The following is a 19,095-nucleotide window of genomic DNA, read 5'->3' as shown; positions in this document are numbered from 1 at the left end:
TTAGCTAAAGAATCATTGTTATTTATATTTTTGCACTCGTCTGACCAAGTAAAATACACTTCAATGGAAACACACCCCGCAAGAAAAATCAATTTTGACAATACAGAAATCGCTTTCCGCAATAAATCCAATGCCGAACTTAATCAAGCCTATTGGTTGTTCAAGATCATCGGCAACAACTTCCTCACCAAAATTGGCCCTCCCATTACCAACTTCATGCTCAATATTGGCTTTCCGATCAAAGGAGCCATCAAAGCAACCATATTTAAGCAGTTTTGTGGCGGAGAAACTATTCAGGATTGCGAGCATACCATTGAGCAATTGCATTTGGGCAAGGTGGGTACCATTTTGGATTATTCGGTAGAAGGCGAGGAGGAAGAAGAAGTATTTGATTTTACCTGTGAGGAAATTATCCGCACCATTTTAAGGGCTGATGGCGATCCGCGCATCCCGATTACCGTATTCAAGGTAACCGGAATCGGCCGTTTTGCCTTGTTGGAAAAACTCGATGCCAAGCAAACTTTAACCGCTGAAGAAACGACCGAATTTGATCGCGTTAGAAAGCGTTGCGAAAAGATCTGCCAAACGGCTTACGATAAACAGGTGCCGGTAATGATCGATGCCGAAGAGACCTGGATCCAAGATACCATCGATATGCTGGCCTTGGAAATGATGACCAAGTTTAACCAGCAAAAGCTGATTGTTTACAATACCTACCAAATGTATAGGCATGATAAATTGGCCGATTTGCAGGCTGATTACCTGATTGCCAAAGAAACCGGGTTTATCCTGGGCGTTAAAATGGTACGTGGAGCCTACATGGAAAAAGAGCGCAAGCGTGCAGCCGAGATGGGCTATCCATCGCCTATACAGCCTGATAAAGCCAGTACCGATCATGATTATGACGAATCGCTGAGGTTCTGTGTAGCACATATCGACCAGATTGGTTTCGTTTGTGGTACGCACAACGAAGAAAGCAGCCGTTTGCTCACCGAACTGATGGACGAAAAGCAGATTCCGCATAACCACCCGCATGCTTTTTTTGCCCAGTTGCTGGGCATGAGCGATAACCTGAGCTTTAACCTTTCTGATGCCGGCTATAACGTAGCCAAATATGTGCCATACGGGCCAATCAAAGCGGTAATGCCTTATCTGTTCAGGAGAGCGCAGGAAAATACTTCTGTTGCCGGGCAAACCGGAAGGGAATTGGGCCTCATTAGCAAGGAAAAGGCGAGGAGGAGGATTTAGCGGTTAGTCTATGGTCGATAGCCTATAGTTAACAGTCCATGGTCCAAATCGGTTAATCGTTTATTATTGGTTGTTACAAATGATAAGCAGGCCAGCTATTTCAATACAAAATAGCCAAGGGCAAGCCAGGCCAAACCCTTGGCTAGAAAGAAAATAAAGCCCCAGAAACCAAATCTTTTGGCCCATTTTTTTATTTTTTCTTTGCTTTCTGGTTTCATATGCAATAAAGCAGGTTCGTTAATACCCTATAATTCGTTGGTGGCCAGCTTCCGAACTGAAATGATTTTGTAGGCCTTAATGCCGTCGGGCATTTCCCAATTGATCAAATCGCCGGTTTGGTAGCCCAGCAAAGCTATGCTGATGGGGGCAAAGATAGATACTTTTTGCTGTTTGATATCGGCATCTTTGGGCAAAACCAATTTAAAGACAAATTCCTGACCATTATCAGTGCTTTCAATCTTAGTCTCTGTGTATAAGGAAACTACGTCGGCAGGCAACTGCTCATCATCGAATATTTTGGCATTTTTGATTTCTTCCCTCAGGCGCTGTTTGTTGTAGTCGCTCATGATGGCTTTTTCTAAGTGTTCGCTCAGAAATTTGTAGTCGCTTTTAGACAATAAAATGGATTTGGTGTTCATCTTAAGATAAATTAAAGTGAATGGATGGCCCAATGCAAAGGCATGGCATTAAAATAAGAGGTGGTTATCCCCCGAAATCAAGAAAAAGCTGTAGGATCCGGGGTTTATTGAATGAAGTCTTTACGCTGGTTAAGGGCGATGGGCTTCAATGAAATGCTGGCAAAAGGCAATTGATAAACGGCAATAGGCATACGCGTTCCGCTCTTCGGATTGAAGAGGCGGACAATCGTTTGAAGTATGTTCCTTTTGCTCATGGCTACAAATATGGCTTTGTTATTTGTGAAAAGCAAAAAAAGGAAGAAACTTTACAAACGACGGATGCTGCTTAAAAAGCCAAAGCCCACATTTGGCGTGCAAATGTGGGCTTTGGCTATGCTGAAGTACGAAGTTGTTAGCTAGGCCAGATCGAACCGGTCGAGGTTCATCACTTTGTTCCAGGCGGCTACAAAATCGGTTACGAATTTTTGCTGCGCATCGGCACTGCCATAAACTTCGGCCACTGCCCTCAATTCTGCATTCGAGCCAAATACCAAATCGGCGCGGGTAGCGGTCCATTGAGTTTCGCCGGTGTTGCGGTTGCGGCCTTCAAAAAGCTCCTGGTCGTCGCTTATGGCTTTCCAGGCTGTTTCCATATCGAGCAGGTTGATGAAGAAATCGTTGGTCAGTACATGTTTGCGCTTGGTGAAAACGCCAAGTTGGCTACCATCGAAATTGGTGCCTAATACGCGCAATCCCCCGAGCAATACGGTTAGCTCAGGCGCAGTAAGCGTTAATAATTGTGCCTTGTCGATGAGCAAAGCCTCTGTCGAAACCGGATATTTCGTTTTCCTGTAGTTTCGGAAACCATCGGCACCTGGCTCTAGGAACGCAAAAGAATCAATATCGGTCTGTTCTTGCGAGGCATCTGTACGGCCAGGCGTAAAAGGTACTTCAATGGCATGGCCTGCATCTTTGGCCGCCTTTTCTACCCCCGCACATCCAGCCAGGACAATCAAATCGGCAAGCGATACTTTTTTGCCTCCATTTGCTGCGGCATTAAACTCGTTTTGGATGGCTGTAAGCTTATCCAATACCTTCGCTAGTTGGGTAGGGTTATTAACCAGCCAGTATTTTTGAGGCGCAAGACGGATGCGTGCCCCGTTTGCCCCACCACGTTTATCTGAACCGCGGAAAGTAGAGGCCGAAGCCCAGGCTGTTGATACCAGTTCTGGAATTGATAGACCCGAATCTAATATTTTCGATTTTAAGGCGATGCTGTCGTTGCCATCGATCAATACATGATCTACTGCCGGAATTGGGTCTTGCCAAATGAGTTCTTCGCTGGGTACCTCTGGACCTAAATAGCGCGATACCGGCCCCATATCGCGATGGGTAAGTTTAAACCAGGCACGGGCAAAGGCATCGGCAAACTCATCTGGATTTTCGAAGAAGCGTCTTGAAATTTTTTCATAAGCTGGGTCGAACCTTAACGAAAGGTCTGTGGTTAACATGGTTGGCAGCTGTTTTTTCGAGGCGTCGAAAGCATCAGGGATAATTGGGCTGGCATTTTTGGCTACCCACTGGTGTGCGCCGGCCGGACTTTTAGAAAGCTCCCATTCAAAGTTAAACAGGTTTTCGAAGAAATTGTTGCTCCATTGGGTAGGGGTGGTTGTCCAGGTCACTTCCAAGCCACTGGTAATGGCATCTTTGCCTACGCCCGTGCCGAAAGTACTGGCCCAACCCAAGCCTTGGCTTTCTAGGTTGGCTGCTTCTGGTTCTTTGCCAACGTGGGTTGCCGGACCTGCTCCATGTGTTTTACCAAAAGTATGTCCGCCGGCAATCAGCGCAACGGTTTCTTCATCGTTCATGGCCATGCGGGCAAAGGTTTCTCTGATGTCGCGGGCAGCGGCAATCGGGTCTGGGTTTCCTGCCGGACCTTCGGGGTTTACATAAATCAATCCCATCTGTACGGCGCCAAGCGGATCTTCGAGGTTGCGATCGCCACTATACCTTTTGTTGTCGCCAAGCCAGGTGGTTTCATTGCCCCAAAATACATCTTCCTGCGATTCCCAAACATCTTCGCGTCCGCCAGCAAAGCCAAAGGTTTTAAAGCCCATCGATTCGAGGGCCACGTTGCCGGTTAAGATCAACAAATCGGCCCAAGATATTTTACGGCCATATTTTTGTTTAATTGGCCAAAGTAATCTCCTGGCCTTGTCCAAGCTCACATTGTCTGGCCAGCTGTTTAAAGGGGCAAAACGTTGCTGTCCGGCTCCTGCGCCACCACGGCCATCGCCCACGCGATAGGTGCCTGCGCTATGCCAAGCCATTCTGATAAATAACGGGCCGTAATGGCCAAAATCGGCTGGCCACCATTCCTGCGAGTCGGTCATCAAGGCATGAAGATCTTTTTTTACCGCTTGGAGGTCTAGGCTTTTAAACGCCTCGGCATAGTTAAAGTCTTTGTCCATTGGATCGGACAAGGTAGAGTGTTGCCTCAAAATATTCAGTTTCAGCTGATTTGGCCACCAGTCGCGGTTTCTGGTGCCGCCACCGCCTATATTTTGCTGATTTGCTCCGTGAAAAGGGCATTTGCTGCCTTCGTTAGCGTTGTTTTCCATGTTTAATGCGTTTTAATAATCGAACAGTTATTTTGTGTAAACTACTTGTCTCCAAATGCTTGGTGCAAAGCTTGCAAAAGCTTTTAAATGCTATTTTTTGCTTTGTTAACCGAGGTAAAGATAGCCGGGATGGTACCCGTTATCAAACTGCTTTTCTCTATGTGCGTATAGGCAAAAGCTATTTAACCTTAAATGGTTGTTGGCCGCTCAGCAAATCCCAGAACAGCAAAAAATCACTCATCAAACTATAGCCAGGGTATTTAAAAGTGGCGGGTTTATTCTTCTCGAAGAAAAAATGCCCCACCCAGGCAAAGCCATAGCCGATAAAGGGAATGGCCACCAAAAAGCGCCAATTGTGGAATAATACGGCTGCAATCAGTGCCAGGATCAGCAATGCCGTTCCGATAAAATGCAAGATGCGGCTGGTCGAATTTTGGTGTTCGCTCAGGTAAAAAGGGTAAAATTCCTTTAGGGATGTAAATCTTTTTTCGTTCATCTCTTAAAAATTAGCGGTTAATTTTCGATATTGAAGCAGCTGAAAAAAAGCTTTCCTAAATTTATGAAAAAATATTTACTCTTTTTGCTCTTCTTTGCCTCTATGGCTGTGCAAGCCCAGACTTTGATTAAAGGCCAGGTAAATGATGAAAAAACCAAGAAGCCTTTGCAAGGAGTTAATGTTTATGTAAACAACAGCACGCTCGGAACAGCCACAGACCAAGATGGCAAGTTCGCATTTTCGGTGCCTTTCAACGGGAAAATAGAGTTGGTGTTTTCTTACATTGGCTATAATAAAAACACAATAATTTTAGAGAGTCAGGGTGTCAATGAATTAGCAGTTGAACTAAAGCAGCAAAGCAATACTTTAAATGAGGTGGTTATCAAGGCCACAAAAAGCAAAAGCGGCAATTTCGATAAATGGGGCCCTTTATTCAGTAAGCTTTTACTGGGCAACAGCCATAGCTTTGTAGCTGGATGTACCATTAAAAATCCAGAAGTACTGGTGTTTTATTTTGATCAACTTACTAATCAGTTGGCTGTTTATGCAAAATCGCCGCTTATTATCGAAAACCGATTAACCGCCTATCGTATAAAACTAGATTTTGATAATTTTAAATACGACTTTAATACTTATGTGCTCGAATGTAGCTATTCGGCATTTTTTGAAGAAATGAGCCGTCCAAAAGACAAAGAAGCGACCGTAGTAATGTGGAGGCATATGGCTTATTATGGTTCGCAAATGCATTTTATGAGAGCGCTTCACGCTAATGACCTAACTCGCAATGGATATGTGGTTTATGTTTATAAAGCGATACAAAACAAGGAGAAGGAAAGAGTATCAAAAATTATTCAGCAAAAACTTACAGAAAACTCGGTTACTCAAAGTAGCGTAGTTTACGATATCGGCAAGCTTTTTAAAATACGGGATACAGCTAATTATTACAAGATGATCATGAAGCAGGAAGATGTACTGTCTGCGGATACTGTTAGGGCCAATATTAAAAAATATTCTTCGCTTAATAGGCAGCTGGATATCATTTCTTTTAAATCTAAAGATTCGCTGATGATAAATTACCAGATGTTTTTAGATCGGAATAACAAGTTGGTTACGCCAGAAAATTTGGAAAAATGGAAGATGAAAGACTTTAAGGCGAGAAATAAAGGCCTTGTTACTATTTTTTATTTTGTTGGGGATGAGGGGATTAATGTTCAGCGTACGGGCTATTATCCTGAAACTGGCTTATACATGTACAATGATATGTTTGATCGGCGGATTTCGCAGCTTTTGCCTTGGGATTATGACCCGGACAAGGGAGGATAGCAGTTGGCCATTAGCGGTGGCAGGTTAGCTATAAAATTCCGTGCTGTTGCAAAAACGTACGTAGCTTTTCGGGATGCACATCCATTAACAGGGTATTTAGGCCTGCTTTTTTGGCACCTTCAATGTGTTGCGGACTATCGTCTATAAACAGGGTTTCGCTTGGATTGAGGTTGTTTTCTCTGATCACCTGCTCAAAAATATTGACGTTGGGCTTGCGTAGTTTCATGTGCTGCGAGAAATAGGCCTTTTCAAAATGATTATCATAATTCTCTATGTCGAATTCCTTTCTCAGGTAATTGATGATCCAGTTATAGTGGATTTCGTTGTTGTTGCTCAATAAGAAGGTACGGTATTTTTCCTTCACATCGAGCAGTACCTGGTGGTTGCCTTCAGAAACGCCGATCAAGAGGCTATTCCAGGCTTCGTCAATTTGGGCGTCGCTCAGGTGCAGGTTGCCTGCAGCCACGCGGATGCCATCGCGAAACTGATCGGGGCTAATGCCGGCTACTTCAAAATCGTCGAAAAGGCTGTTGTGGCTCTGGTGGGCAAAAAATTGTTCGGTGTTATGGATACCGAGCTGTAAGAGTGCGTTTTGGGTACGTTTAAAGTTGATTTCGAAGATTACGTTGCCATAATCGAAAATAATATTTTTTATATTTTCCATAAAAAGGGTTTCCAAAATTCGTTGCAAATATGTAACATTGCACTCGCAAAACCTAATTGGTTTTTCAGGGCCTATAGCTCAGTTGGTTAGAGCGCCGGACTCATAATCCGTCGGTCCCAGGTTCAAGTCCTGGTGGGCCCACAAAGCCACCCATTCATTTGGGTGGCTTTTTTTTATCCAGCTATTTTTTGCAAAGCTAATTCTTGCTTTTCTTTAACGAATGTCCAAAAATTCCAGGATGAGCTGATTAAGCTGGTTTGGTTGTTCAAAAGGTACGTAATGGGTTGAGTTGGGAATGATCTGGTGACGAATGCCTTCTATCACCATGTAATGATCGTCTACCACAAAAACGCCTATTGTCATCGCTTGCTCTTAAATATTAATTTCTATCATTACCGAAGTGCCTTTACCCGGGTTCGATTGCAGATCTACACGCCCTTTTAAAAACTCTACACGGTTTTTAATGTTAGGCCAGCCCATTCCGCCAGATTGCTTCAAAACAGCCGCGTCAAAGCCATTGCCGTCATCTTCTACCGTCACAGCTAGCAGTTTTTCCTGTGCCGATTGATGCAACTGCACCAATACATTTTTGGCGTTGGCATGTTTGATGGTATTGTTCAACAGCTCTTGTACGATACGGTAAATGGTAACCGAAGTGGTTTGTGCTATTTCGGCCTGTTGCATGCCTACCGACTGGTAGCTCACGTGCACCACGCCGCTGCGGTCTATCTCGGTGCAAAACTCTTTTAGCGCGGCATCGAGCCCGTATTTTACCAGTACTTCTGGCATCATGTTATGAGCTACACGGCGCATTTCTTTAATAGAGCTGTCTAACATATCAATGCTACGCTCAAAAGCATGGGCATTTTCTGGGGTCATGATTAGGTTTTCTTTCACGGTGTTTAATGAAAATTTGATGCCGCTGAGCATGCCGCCCAATCCATCATGTAAATCTTTGGCTAGGCGGGTGCGTTCTTGTGCTTCGCCCCTCAGTACGGCCTCGGTTGCAGTAAGTTGTTTTTCGGTTTCCAGCTCATCTATTTTTGTCTGTTGCAATTTCTGGCGATGCTTATAGTTGCGGTAACTGAGTATGAGAATGGCTAAAAAAGCAACGGTTCCGGCTATTAAAAAGTAGTTCAAAATGTTTTTTTGCCTTATTTCTGCAGTTTGTAATTTGATTTGGCTTTCTTTTTTCTCCGTTTCAAATTTTACTTCTTCATTGGCGTGTTTTTGAGCCATCGATTCGGTAAAAATATCTTCTCTAATTTTTGTAGCTTCTCTTTGATATTGAGATGCTAAAGCATAATTATGCTCTGCGTACAGCACATTGGAAAGACTTTGCAATAGGGTACCTCTGGCTTCTTTATAATCGTTGGCCTTGCTGATGTCGAGTGCTTTAAAAAGTAATTCTTTGGCTTTAGCATGTTGGTTTGTTTTTAAATAATAAACCGCCAAATTCTGGTAGCAAGACATGATGTTGAAGTTATCGGCTATTTTAATGGCTGTTGCCAGTCCTTTTTCGGCATAATATTTTACCTCGTCTAATTTGTTTTGCCTATCCATAATTTCTACAATTCCTTCGCAATTCATAGCTACAAAACTTGGAAAGTTGTATTTATCGCAGAGCATTAAACTTTCTTTATAGACCTTAAGTGCTTTTACATCCTGACCTAATGCATCGTAGGCATTGCCCAGATTGAGTAAGGTAGAAGCGAGACTTTTGTAATTCTTGTTTTTTCTGTCCAAGGCTTCTGCTTTCTCGCCAAATTCTATCGATTTCTTGTAGTCTTTGATCATCAAGTAGTTGGCGGCCATACTCGCATTTAAAGTGGCTCTTGTTTTAGATGAAGTATCCAACCGTTCTATAATACGTACTCCCTTTAAACTATATTCAATCCCTGTTTCGTAATCTGATTTGAAATTGTAGCGCTCTCCCAAGGTAAAGTAGGCTACGCCCATGCTAAAAGAATCTTTCGTTTCTGTAGCAATTTTAAGAATCTGTTTGCCGTATGCTATAGCTGAGTCATGTTGCGTAAGCGTTGCAAATATGTACATCATTCTTTTGTTGTACTTGAGTTTACCAGCGGTATAGTTAAGTTTATCGCTTAGGCGACCACCCTCTCTAGCATAATTCATAGCCTTTTTCATGTCATGGTCTTCGAGTTCTAAGGTAAGGGCAAAGAGTAATTTTACCTTATTGGTATCTTCTTTTGCCTTATTCAATAGCCTGGTTAGGCTATCAATTTTTTTGAGATCCTGGCCATAGCTATTTAGAAAACACAATAGTATAAATAGGCTTGCGAGTAGTTTTTTCATTGAGCGCAAATTAGATATAGCGGTTATTGTTTTTTATCGTCTTTTTTAATGATTTTTTAAGCTTTGCTTAAGTGAAAACCATCTTTTAGATTAGAATGCCTGATTGATTTAAACTTGGCTATTGGTCTGTTTTAGATAAAGTTAATTAAAATTTTAACTCAACAACCCAATGCTTTCCTCTTTATTGATTGAATTTTTATCCCATGTGCTGACCAATAAAAAATCATCCTTTTTAATGATTACTACTGCCATTTAACTGGGCTAATTTTACCATCATCAATTTTAAAATCAGCAAAATGAAAAAGGTATTTTTTATACTACTGTTGGCTTCAAGTGCAATGGTGGTACAGGCACAGATGTCGAAGGCTAAAAATGGAAACACCAATAACCAACAGTCTTCAGCATCAAGTACGGCAGTTAACGATGCCGATTACTTTCTAGCAGTTGCAAAGGTTACCATTAAAACCGGAAAGGATAATAAAGAGCTCAACTCTAAATTAATAGTAAGGGTTTATCCTACATCTGGTACCGACAATTACCAAAAAGGGTACATGATGGAAAACTACATGCCCGAACTCAAAGTTTGGAGTACCAAAGAATTTTATCTGCCTAGAGCTCCCGGTTTCGATCAGGCCTTTAATAGCCTTGCGCATTATAGACAAACTGGAGTAATGGTCGATATCCTGTACAATACACAAGGAAACGGACCATTTTTTGGCTTGGATGCCTGGAAAATTGATGAAGTGAATGTTGTGCTCGAGTTTAAGGATAAAAACGGCAACCCGCACCCAACCATGCCTTCTAAAACAATCTATTTTACCGGATCAGACATGTATCTCGATTTTATGAAGTGGCACCTGTTCTGCAAAACCGATGCCTACTTTAATACGCTTCCAACCTTCATTACCAAGAGGGAATGATTTAACCTGGTTCATTTCTTTTCATTATCCAATCATATCCGAAATGAAAAAAGCCCTTACCCGTATTGTAATCGTATTGTCGATAGCGCTCTCGGCATGTAAAACCGTGCCAGTTACTGGTCGCAAGCAAATGAATTTAGTGCCCGATGCCATGCTTACTACCTTGGCATTTACGGCATACGACACGATTGTGAAAAACAGTGCCACGCTTGGCAAAAACGATGAAAGAGCACAAATGGTAGCAAGGGTAGGCGCGAAAATCCAACAGGCAGTAGAAACCTACATGCAACAAAATGGGATGAGCAAAGACCTGAAAAACTTTAAATGGGACTATAATGCCATTGCTGCCACTACAGTTAATGCCTGGTGCATGCCCGGTGGCAAAGTGGTGGTGTATACAGGCCTGTTATCATACACGCAAAATGAAAATGCATTGGCTGTAGTACTGGGGCATGAAATTGCCCATGCCATTGCACGTCATGGTAATGAGCGAATGAGCCAAGGTTTGTTGATCAGTTTGGGTGGGATGATGTTGCAAGAAGCTTTAAAAGAAAAGAAGGCCAAAACGCAGGAATTGTTTCTGGCATTGTATATCGTGGGATCAAATTTGGCATTGTCCCTTCCTAATAGTCGCATGCAAGAAAGTGAAGCAGATCAGTTGGGATTGATATTCGCCGCCATGGCGGGCTATGACCCTGAAGAAGCTATTCCTTTCTGGCAACGCATGGCGGCTGGCAACCCAAACAAAGTGCCCGAATTTTTATCTACCCATCCTTCCAATGAAACGAGGATCGAAAAACTGGCAACGTTAATCCCTGAAATAAAAAGCAAATATTACAACCATCAAATTGAAAAGCGATGAAGACATCATTTTTAGCCCTGTTTTTTGTATTAGTAGCACCTGCACGGGAAGATCATTCAGTAATAGCTTTATTTATAACTACTTAAAGTTTTGTCTATGAAAAAGATAATTCTTTTTGCGATGAATATTGTTTTTGTTGCATCGGCTTTTGCCCAACAGCAGGCTTTTGATGTAGTAAATTACACCATGCCAAAAGGCTGGGACAAAACAGAAATGCCCAATGGCATACAGCTTTCTACCAAAAATGATGGGAAAGAAAACTATGCAGCGGTTGTTATTTTACGCTCGGTAGAGACTAAAGCAACAGCAAACGAAAACTTTAAAGCCAGTTGGGAAAAACTGGTCAAAGGTACTGTATCTGTTTCAGGGGAACCAGCCATGCAAGCGCCTGCTACCGAAAAAGGATGGAGCATTATTTCGGGACAAGCCAGCTATACCAATGGCGCCAATAAAGGAATGGCAACGCTGATAACCGCTACAGGAAATGGAAAAATGGCTAATGTGGTCATACTGACCAACACCGAAAAATATCAAAGCCAAATACTGGATTTTATCCAAAGCCTGGACTTGAACGAAACAGGACCTGCGGTGAACAACAATAAAAGGCCCGATCAAAAATCTGCTAATGAAAACCCAGTTTCGCCAACAAACTATACAACTGGTTCAGGAAGCAAAAATATTTATTCAATTACTGTTCCGCCCACCTGGAGTTTAAATGCAGGGGAAAATAGTTTAATGTTAGAGAAAAACACCACTACAGGAAAAAGAATTATTGAGTTCATGAGTATGATAAAATCATCGGGCAGTTTAGAAAATGATATGTCGCATATTTTTTTCGAGGTGTTTGATGGTTGGGAAACACGGATTCCAGGTATCACAGTATTTACAGAAGCTGTGTGCGAAAAAGGGATGACCTGCCAAGGGTTGAATTATTATATGATGTCCAATAGCATAAAGAAAAGAGGTGGGTATGATGTGATCAAAGCAACTGTATTGCTTGTACAAGCTGGCGATAAAGTAGCCATCATTAATTCTATGGATAACATTTTAGGCAGCGAAGTAGAAATGGCTTTACACTTTTTATTATTTAACCTGAGGATAAAAGGAGTGGGCGAAAAAAGTATAAATTATAAACAACAACTGATAGGCACCTGGGCATCAGGCAGTGGCACCTATGGCAATAGTTTGAATTCAGCCACCATCTACACAGCAGACGGGAAATCTTATGTTACGATACAATCTTCAACTACTTCAGGTTATGATTATTATAATAACCTGATAAAAACCAAACAATTTAAAAGTCAAAGCATGTATAGCTTTACTGGCAATGTATTGGTAAGGAAATCGTCATCGGGAAGTGAAAGTAAATATTTTATACGGTTCTATTCCCGCAGATACGGTGACAGGCCATGGGAAAGTTATATGAGTTTGTATGACTGTAATTATGATAAAAACAAAATAGAAGCGGTTCTTCATTTTCATAAGATTTGATTACAATGCCAATTTGAATAAGTGAGAGCAGTTTAAAACCCAAGTATTTTTTTGATAACAAAGACTGATTTTAACAATGAGAAAAATACAATCCATTTTCGTCCTTTTCTTTACGCTATATTTTGTGCCTTGCAAAGCACAAAGCGATCAGGAACTTAACAGAGACTCGGTAATTGGCTGGCAATACATAAGCAATCCAATAAATCCTAAAATTATTTACAAACCCATTAAAAGTCAATATGCCAACGGGGCTGTTTATTCTGTAAAACAACAACAGGCATCTGATGTATTGATAAGTTGGATCATGCAATCGTATTCGCCTCGCGGATTGGTAATGCGTACGCTAGCAAAAAACGATGAACGTTGGTATGTGGATGCCAATGGCCCATTACAAAGTTATGGAGTAAATTTCTTGGGCTATGCGGCAATATTTGCGAAAGGAAAAATCAACCTTCATTGTTGTGAGCTAGGACAAAGGTTAGTAGCTGGGTTTAATGATTTTCCTGGCGTTTATGTCAAAGGCTTTAATCCTGGTGGACTATACTTTTTTGCCGAACAGGCACAATTTAGTGCTGGCGAGGATGAGACGAAGTTAGCCAACGAAGGAGTAGACAAAAAAATTCAAGCTAATGTTTACCCTTATCGTACTTATCTGGATCACTTTCATAACAATGGCTCTCCGTTTAATAAAATTGGGATTGTAGTGGCTAAAAATGGGGAGTGGCCTTTTAAACCTGTGTTGGTAAAAGATGCGGTTGCTTTGATCAATCAGCAAATAGCCTCTTGGCCAGCTATTCTACAAAAAAATCCCTACTCGGTAGAGGTTGTAAAAAAGGCATTAGAAAGATTAAAGCCGTATTACAACGAAGTTGTAAAACTGAGAGCTAATTATAATTATAGCAATGCTCTTAATGATGGTAATGGCCACTATTTGTTAAATCCAGAAGCTATTTTAAATGGGAAAACAATTGATAAAACGTTTCCCGAGTACAGTATCCTGGTTTCAACTACCCAACAAACCATTGATCAGACCAAAAAAGACGGTCCGCTTTGGGTATATTTTAATTTAACGCCATCAATTGAGATGCAGGGAAACCTATCGAAATACGATGCCAAGCTGGGTACGGGAGTAGCGCATATGGTGTATTCCTTACTCAACAATTTGAATTTCGCTTATATCTATAAATGGTTGTCGCAACCCGAAGCGATGAAGGGAACCTTGTACAAGCCTCAGTAGCTCGCTTTTCAATCGTATTTCATCAAACTTATTAAACTCAATAAAAATTAAAACAATGAAAAAGATACTGATCATTCTGCTTCTACTGCCTATTATGGCGGTAGCGCAACAAAAGCAAAGCATAGAAGATGCCATGAAAAAGATGGAGGAATTGAAAAAAGGCATGACCCCAGAGCAGAGAGCCATGTTGGAAAAAATGGGTGTCGAAAAAACGATGCAGGGCGTACAAAAAAACATGGCGCAGGGTAACACAGGTGCCGCAATGATGCCCCTTGGCGATCCCAATAAAATTCCTACAACCCTTTCTACGCGTGCAATTGCTCCAACACCGGTAGGTAAAGAAAAGTTGTTGGGTTATTTAAAGCCAATTTTCTCAGAAACAGAAAAAGCCATCAAACCTGAACATAAAAAAGCGGTAGCAGGCTTAATCAATAAAGGCAAGAAAACCGGCCAATATGCCATGGCTTTTTGGGCAAATAACGAATTGGATAAAGCACTGTATTTATTAGAAAATGCTTGCATAACCAATCCCGAGGATTACCTTTCGCTCAATAACCTAGCGGCTTTGCTTACCATATCAGGGTATGCGCATAAATCGTTGCCATTGCTTTTGTACACACAAAAATTATTGCCCCAAAATGCTACGGTAACCAACAATCTTGGGCAGGCGTATCTCAGTTTAGGGAATATAGAAAAAGCGCAACCATTGCTCTTATCAGCCATTAAAAAAGATAGTACCAATACCGAGGCTTATAGGTCTTTAGCACTTATTGCTCAACAACAAGGTAACAATACGCTTTGTGGCAACTATCTTGAAAAAGCCATTGCCAACGGTGGCGCCACTACAGAAGCCATCAATTTATTGAGTAAAGTAGCGCCGGGCAAAGATATCTCCGGATATATCCGTAATCGTTTTAAACGGTACTATAAAGACCATAGCATTACCAAACGTTTTCTGGTGCCAGCAGTCCCTGCGTCTTATGAAGAGGCTGTAAGCCGAAATCGTGAGGTCGAAACTTATTTTAAGGACATGGATGCCACCATTAACGCTGCCTATAAAACACAGCAAGAATTGACAAAAAAATATGAGGGTCAAGTAGTGGAGAACCAGACCAAAAGAATGGCGCAAATGCAACAAATGCTGGCCAATGCCGGCAAGCCCGGATTTTCACAATCGGTGCAGGACATGAAAGCATCGTTAAGCAACCCCCTTATGGCCCAAGGCGCTACCATGCTGGCGAGTATAGACAACCCGCAATTCAGCAAATCGTACATCAGTCGGATAAAAACAGAAGCCGCTAACAGGCTAAAAAGCGAAAATGAACTGAAACAGGCATTAAAAATAGATTTTGATAATAAGATCAGTGCGCTTGAAAAGGAAAAGAAAGGGCTTGACGATGGCGAAGGTAAGGATGCTGCAAATGCGCGGGCCATGCAGATAGAAAAAGAGCTGTGTAAATTAAAAGAAGGCAGACAGGCGAAATGGCTGGAGAAAATGGCCGAAATCAATAATCAATATATCCATAACATGGAAGACCTGCTTAATCAGCGTTTGCAGGAGTACCTTTTTTGGAACACCGTAGTGATGCAATCTCTTCAAGACCCTACAGCAGTTAACTATGCCGCTTATGTGGGTTATTTAAAAAACCTTAGAGACTTGGCATACTCGCTTTTCCCTACGCATGTAGATGGTGGATTATCAAAGCCTTGTGGCGATTATTTAAAACAAGATAATGCGCTAAAAGGCAAGATACACGATTGGGAGCGAGAACATTGTGAGGTAGATTTTGGAGTTGATTTAGCTGTAACTGGCGCAAAAATGAATTGCGAAGGCTGGTCTGTCTATGCCAATTTTGAAATCGGATCAATGAAATACGAACGAGGTGTAGATCCAGTAACCTGGCAAACCACTGGGCATAGCCTAACAGTAACCCCTGGTGTAAGCGCTGAATTTGAAATCGGTAAAATAGGTGGCTCTTTAAGCGGAGCGGTAGAAACCACTGTTAAGTTCGATGGCAATATGAATTTCCAGGATGTAAACATTAAAGGTACCGTAGGAGCGGAGTTAAAAGGCCCTCTTGGTGGCAAAGCTGGAGCCTCGGTAGATGTAGGTAGTGTAACGGTTAGTGCTAATGGTGGCTTTAATAGTGCTCCGCCTTCTATATCTGCACCGGGTTTTGGCAGCGATTTCCTGAAATAAGCCCCACCTGTAAAAATCATTCTTTTTAATGATTAAAAGGGCTTGTTGAATGGTCTATTTTTATTGCATAAAATTTAAGACGATGAAAAAACTACTCATTTTATTCTTGTTTATTGTGGTTGCAATGACAGGTAATGCGCAGAATCCTTTTGAAGGCAAATGGGAAGGTATGCAAACCAATATGCAGGGATATTACCCAAACAAAGTAGAGTTTGAGCTTAGTTCAAATAAAGAGTTTTTGATGAAGGATCCCGTATCGAAAACAGATTGTAAAGGTACTTATACTGTTTCGGGAAATTCTATCACCTGTAAATATTTTGAAACCATCGGTAGCACAAGTTATGCGCATTATTTTGTAGGCACTTATGATGCCACTTCAAAAAAAATGACCTGCACCTATGGAAACTACCCCAACAATAACTGGCTAGGAAAATGGGTTGTATCCTTAAAGCCTGTCGCACAAACTTCTGTATCTTCAATACCGTCAGTAAATACACAACCCGTGCAAAATAAAGATGCCGATTATTTCCTTTCTGTTGTTACCACCATTTTTAAAACAGGAAGTGATAACAAAGAATTTCCTTCTCCAATACGGGTTCAAGTCTATTCAGGTAATTTAAATTATGCTAATAACCATGGGTTTAGAATGAGCAATTATAAGAACGAGTTACCTAAATATAGCACGATACCTCTTGTTATTGCACAACAAGAGGGCTACAATTCCTATAACGCAATTGAAAATTCACTTGCTAATTATAGACAATACGGGCTTAAATTTTTTTTAGTTTACGATGCTAATGTATCGTTGGATGCATGGAAGATCGAATCCATTGCGCTTAAGCTCGAATTTAAAGATGCTGCTGGTAATCCTCATCCTACAATGGGAAACAAATTAATTACATTTTATGGCTCCAATCTTTCGATGGATGGTTTTGATAAAATAATTACCTTCTTTAAGACAGATAAATATTTTAACCCACTTCCGGTTCAGCAAACAGGAAAATGGTCAGATGTTAATAATTTGAAATGGTAGATTGTTCCATTAAAATGAAATGTATGAAAAGAACGGTTTTTATAATAATACTTTCTGTGCTCTCCGTCTTTGTCTATGCCCAAAAGCGAATATTTGATGTGGTTGCTTATGCCTTGCCCAAAGGATGGCAAGAACAGAGAAGCGAGGCGGGCATTCAATTATCTGTTACCGATAAAAAAACGGACGCCTATGCTGTAGTGGTAATCACCAAATCAATGGCATCAGGCTTAACTGCAGGCGAAAATTTTAATAACGACTGGCTTAAACTGGTAAAAGGAGCGGTACAGCTAAACGGCGAACCTACTATACAAAACCCAACAAAGAAAAATGGATGGAATATCATTTCTGGCAATGCAAATTATACCGATGGTGCTAACACTGGAGTAGCCACTTTACTGACCGCAACAGGAGGCAATAAGGCCGTAAGCGTAGTTTTAATGACCAATGCCAAGCAATATCAGAACGATTTGTCGGCTTTTCTTAGCTCGCTCGAATTATCAAAGCCTTTGTTAGGAACTAAATCCTATACCAATACAGAGGCAACAGATGGAGTACGTACTAACGCTATTACTGGTATATGGGGACAGTACCAGAACGAGAATTTTTCTACAGCAGGTGGTGGCAGACAGGCTACAGCTGGATACGATTGGCGTGAATATTATTTAAACACTAACGGGACTTACCAATTCCTTCAAAAAAACATTAGCTATCTGTACAATAACAATATCGTGATCGCTTATGAAAAAGGGGCGTATAAAATTAATGGTAAGCAAATAGAGATTATACCTCAATCAGGTATTGTTGAGGTTTGGAGCAAAGGTAATAGTGATAAGGCAGGCAAGTTGCTGAAAACTGAAAAGCGGAAGCTCGAGAAAATTTCATATACTTTCACGTTGCATTATTTTTCGGGTATTAAAGAAACAAATCTTGTATTGCAATATACCACAACAACAGCAAGAGATGGTGCTTTTAGCAGTAATAATTTGTTCCCAAATGCTTGGTACTATAAGAGACCCTTTAGCCCGAACAAAGGTTCCATTGAACTGCCCGAAGGAACAAGCATCAAATTTGAAAACAACGTTGAAATTGCACCATAACAGACCAGCCGAATTGATGGCATGAAAAAGGGGAGAATAGCGTTATTCTCCCCTTTGTACAAATTGTGGTTTTAGCTTAAAATACCTTTAAGCCTACAGATAGATTAAACAGGTTGGTTTTTTCCTGCAACTGTTTGTTTATCTTGGTAAAACCCCTGCTGTAACGCGCATCCAAGGTAAGGTTGCCCATATCTACGCCGGCATTGATTACGCCGCCCACATTTAGTTTTTTATAGTCGAACCCGGCGGGGCCTGCAGCTTTGTTTAGTGTATAGTTGAGGTCGGGGCCAGCCGAAAGCCTCAAGTTGAGCGCATCGGTGTTAATCAGCTTATAGCCTACCATTAATGGTAAATTGAGCTGATGGAATTTAGGCGTATAGGTTTGGGAAGCATAGTTGTACGAACTTTTAAAGGTTACATAGTTAAGCTCGGGCTGAAAATAAAGTGTGTTGCCTACCCTGGCAAAGGCACCAAAGTTGTAGCCTATCTTTCCTTTTTTATCGGTAATAGCACTTAGGCTGCTGGGCAGGCTGGCATAGTTTAAACCGGCCTTAAGGCCAAAGCTTGTTTGCGAATTTTGGGCTTTAGCAGCAATAGTTGCCATGGTCATGACGGCAATCATTAAATAAAACTTGTAAGTTTTCATACTTTTTGAAATAGTGGATTAATTGTTTTTTGTGATTTGATAGTATGACAACAACTTGAGCCAGTACCCCTATGTGCAGCAAGAAAAAAATGCTAGTAGTTGTTTATACTCGCTTAAAAAAAGAAACGTACTACAAATGTGCCAACCAAACATTTGCCTTTTGTTTACCCGGCGAGGATGTCAAAAAAAGGCCAGCAAAAATGCAGATCCAAGGAGTGTCGAACTGATGCATGGGCTCATGACGCAATGATTTGAGGCTTGATAAGCAGGCAGAAGATTGGAGCTCAGGCCCGAAAATGGATTTGAATATTTTCGCTAGCCAAA

General features: G+C 41.4%; 17 protein-coding genes and 1 tRNA gene. 10 read left to right on the top strand and 8 right to left on the bottom strand.

What is annotated here, in order from left to right; genetic code table 11:
* The first annotated feature begins 63 nt into the window (after positions 1 to 63).
* Positions 64 to 1,248 carry a proline dehydrogenase family protein gene (locus tag AC6H1S_RS11580; RefSeq protein ID WP_497563711.1) on the top strand — a complete coding sequence of 395 codons (1,185 nt, stop codon included), beginning with the start codon at positions 64 to 66 and terminating at the stop codon, positions 1,246 to 1,248.
* Between the two features lie 245 nt (positions 1,249 to 1,493).
* On the opposite strand, the gene AC6H1S_RS11575 is transcribed toward AC6H1S_RS11580, so the two are convergent.
* From AC6H1S_RS11575 to AC6H1S_RS11560, 4 genes are all read right to left on the bottom strand, one after another.
* Positions 1,494 to 1,886, bottom strand: a complete 393-nt coding sequence (locus tag AC6H1S_RS11575) for a GreA/GreB family elongation factor (protein WP_199141088.1) — start codon at positions 1,884 to 1,886, stop codon at positions 1,494 to 1,496.
* Positions 1,887 to 1,990: 104 nt separating this feature from the next.
* Entirely contained in the window at positions 1,991 to 2,140 is a 150-nt protein-coding gene (locus tag AC6H1S_RS11570) for a hypothetical protein (RefSeq protein ID WP_199141087.1), read from the bottom strand.
* Between the two features lie 141 nt (positions 2,141 to 2,281).
* Positions 2,282 to 4,486, bottom strand: a complete 2,205-nt coding sequence (gene katG, locus AC6H1S_RS11565; protein ID WP_497563710.1) for a catalase/peroxidase HPI — start codon at positions 4,484 to 4,486, stop codon at positions 2,282 to 2,284.
* A gap of 178 nt (positions 4,487 to 4,664) precedes the next feature.
* Complete coding sequence (locus AC6H1S_RS11560) at positions 4,665 to 4,982, bottom strand: Mpo1-like protein (RefSeq protein WP_199141085.1); 318 nt, start codon at positions 4,980 to 4,982, stop codon at positions 4,665 to 4,667.
* 63 nt (positions 4,983 to 5,045) lie between these two features.
* Between AC6H1S_RS11560 and AC6H1S_RS11555 the strand changes: the two genes are divergently transcribed.
* Positions 5,046 to 6,305: a carboxypeptidase-like regulatory domain-containing protein gene (locus tag AC6H1S_RS11555; RefSeq protein WP_497563709.1), complete on the top strand. Its 1,260-nt coding sequence runs from the start codon at positions 5,046 to 5,048 to the stop codon at positions 6,303 to 6,305.
* Between the two features lie 28 nt (positions 6,306 to 6,333).
* Here the strand turns inward: AC6H1S_RS11555 and AC6H1S_RS11550 are convergent, their stop codons facing one another.
* Complete coding sequence (locus tag AC6H1S_RS11550; RefSeq protein ID WP_497563708.1) at positions 6,334 to 6,969, bottom strand: HAD family hydrolase; 636 nt, start codon at positions 6,967 to 6,969, stop codon at positions 6,334 to 6,336.
* Between the two features lie 67 nt (positions 6,970 to 7,036).
* On the opposite strand from AC6H1S_RS11550, the gene AC6H1S_RS11545 reads away from it, so the two are divergent.
* A tRNA-Ile gene (locus AC6H1S_RS11545) sits at positions 7,037 to 7,110 on the top strand.
* A gap of 72 nt (positions 7,111 to 7,182) precedes the next feature.
* Here AC6H1S_RS11545 and AC6H1S_RS11540 read toward each other — a convergent pair.
* Both AC6H1S_RS11540 and AC6H1S_RS11535 read right to left on the bottom strand, forming a co-directional pair.
* The gene (locus AC6H1S_RS11540) at positions 7,183 to 7,332 is read right to left on the bottom strand and encodes an alpha/beta fold hydrolase (protein ID WP_497563707.1); all 150 of its coding nucleotides are present in this window, start codon (positions 7,330 to 7,332) and stop codon (positions 7,183 to 7,185) included.
* 9 nt (positions 7,333 to 7,341) lie between these two features.
* Positions 7,342 to 9,285, bottom strand: a complete 1,944-nt coding sequence (locus AC6H1S_RS11535; protein ID WP_497563706.1) for a tetratricopeptide repeat-containing sensor histidine kinase — start codon at positions 9,283 to 9,285, stop codon at positions 7,342 to 7,344.
* 296 nt (positions 9,286 to 9,581) lie between these two features.
* Here AC6H1S_RS11535 and AC6H1S_RS11530 point away from each other — a divergent pair, with 296 nt between their 5' ends.
* From AC6H1S_RS11530 to AC6H1S_RS11500, 7 genes are all read left to right on the top strand, one after another.
* The gene (locus AC6H1S_RS11530; protein WP_199141974.1) at positions 9,582 to 10,205 is read left to right on the top strand and encodes a hypothetical protein; all 624 of its coding nucleotides are present in this window, start codon (positions 9,582 to 9,584) and stop codon (positions 10,203 to 10,205) included.
* Positions 10,206 to 10,248: 43 nt separating this feature from the next.
* Positions 10,249 to 11,067, top strand: a complete 819-nt coding sequence (locus AC6H1S_RS11525) for a M48 family metallopeptidase (protein ID WP_497563705.1) — start codon at positions 10,249 to 10,251, stop codon at positions 11,065 to 11,067.
* Positions 11,068 to 11,163: 96 nt separating this feature from the next.
* A complete protein-coding gene (locus AC6H1S_RS11520; protein WP_497563704.1) occupies positions 11,164 to 12,558 on the top strand; it encodes a hypothetical protein in 1,395 nt (464 codons plus the stop codon).
* Between the two features lie 76 nt (positions 12,559 to 12,634).
* Positions 12,635 to 13,795, top strand: a complete 1,161-nt coding sequence (locus AC6H1S_RS11515; RefSeq protein WP_497563703.1) for a hypothetical protein — start codon at positions 12,635 to 12,637, stop codon at positions 13,793 to 13,795.
* A 55-nt stretch (positions 13,796 to 13,850) separates the two neighbouring features.
* A complete protein-coding gene (locus AC6H1S_RS11510; RefSeq protein WP_497563702.1) occupies positions 13,851 to 15,995 on the top strand; it encodes a hypothetical protein in 2,145 nt (714 codons plus the stop codon).
* An 82-nt stretch (positions 15,996 to 16,077) separates the two neighbouring features.
* Positions 16,078 to 17,028 carry a hypothetical protein gene (locus AC6H1S_RS11505; RefSeq protein ID WP_497563701.1) on the top strand — a complete coding sequence of 317 codons (951 nt, stop codon included), beginning with the start codon at positions 16,078 to 16,080 and terminating at the stop codon, positions 17,026 to 17,028.
* Between the two features lie 23 nt (positions 17,029 to 17,051).
* Complete coding sequence (locus AC6H1S_RS11500) at positions 17,052 to 18,125, top strand: hypothetical protein (RefSeq protein ID WP_497563700.1); 1,074 nt, start codon at positions 17,052 to 17,054, stop codon at positions 18,123 to 18,125.
* Between the two features lie 76 nt (positions 18,126 to 18,201).
* Here AC6H1S_RS11500 and AC6H1S_RS11495 read toward each other — a convergent pair whose 3' ends face one another.
* Positions 18,202 to 18,771: a porin family protein gene (locus tag AC6H1S_RS11495; RefSeq protein ID WP_497563699.1), complete on the bottom strand. Its 570-nt coding sequence runs from the start codon at positions 18,769 to 18,771 to the stop codon at positions 18,202 to 18,204.
* Between the last annotated feature and the right edge of the window lie 324 nt (positions 18,772 to 19,095).

Source organism: Pedobacter sp. TM02, from assembly GCF_059705275.1.
This window is presented reverse-complemented; position numbering and strand designations above follow the sequence as displayed.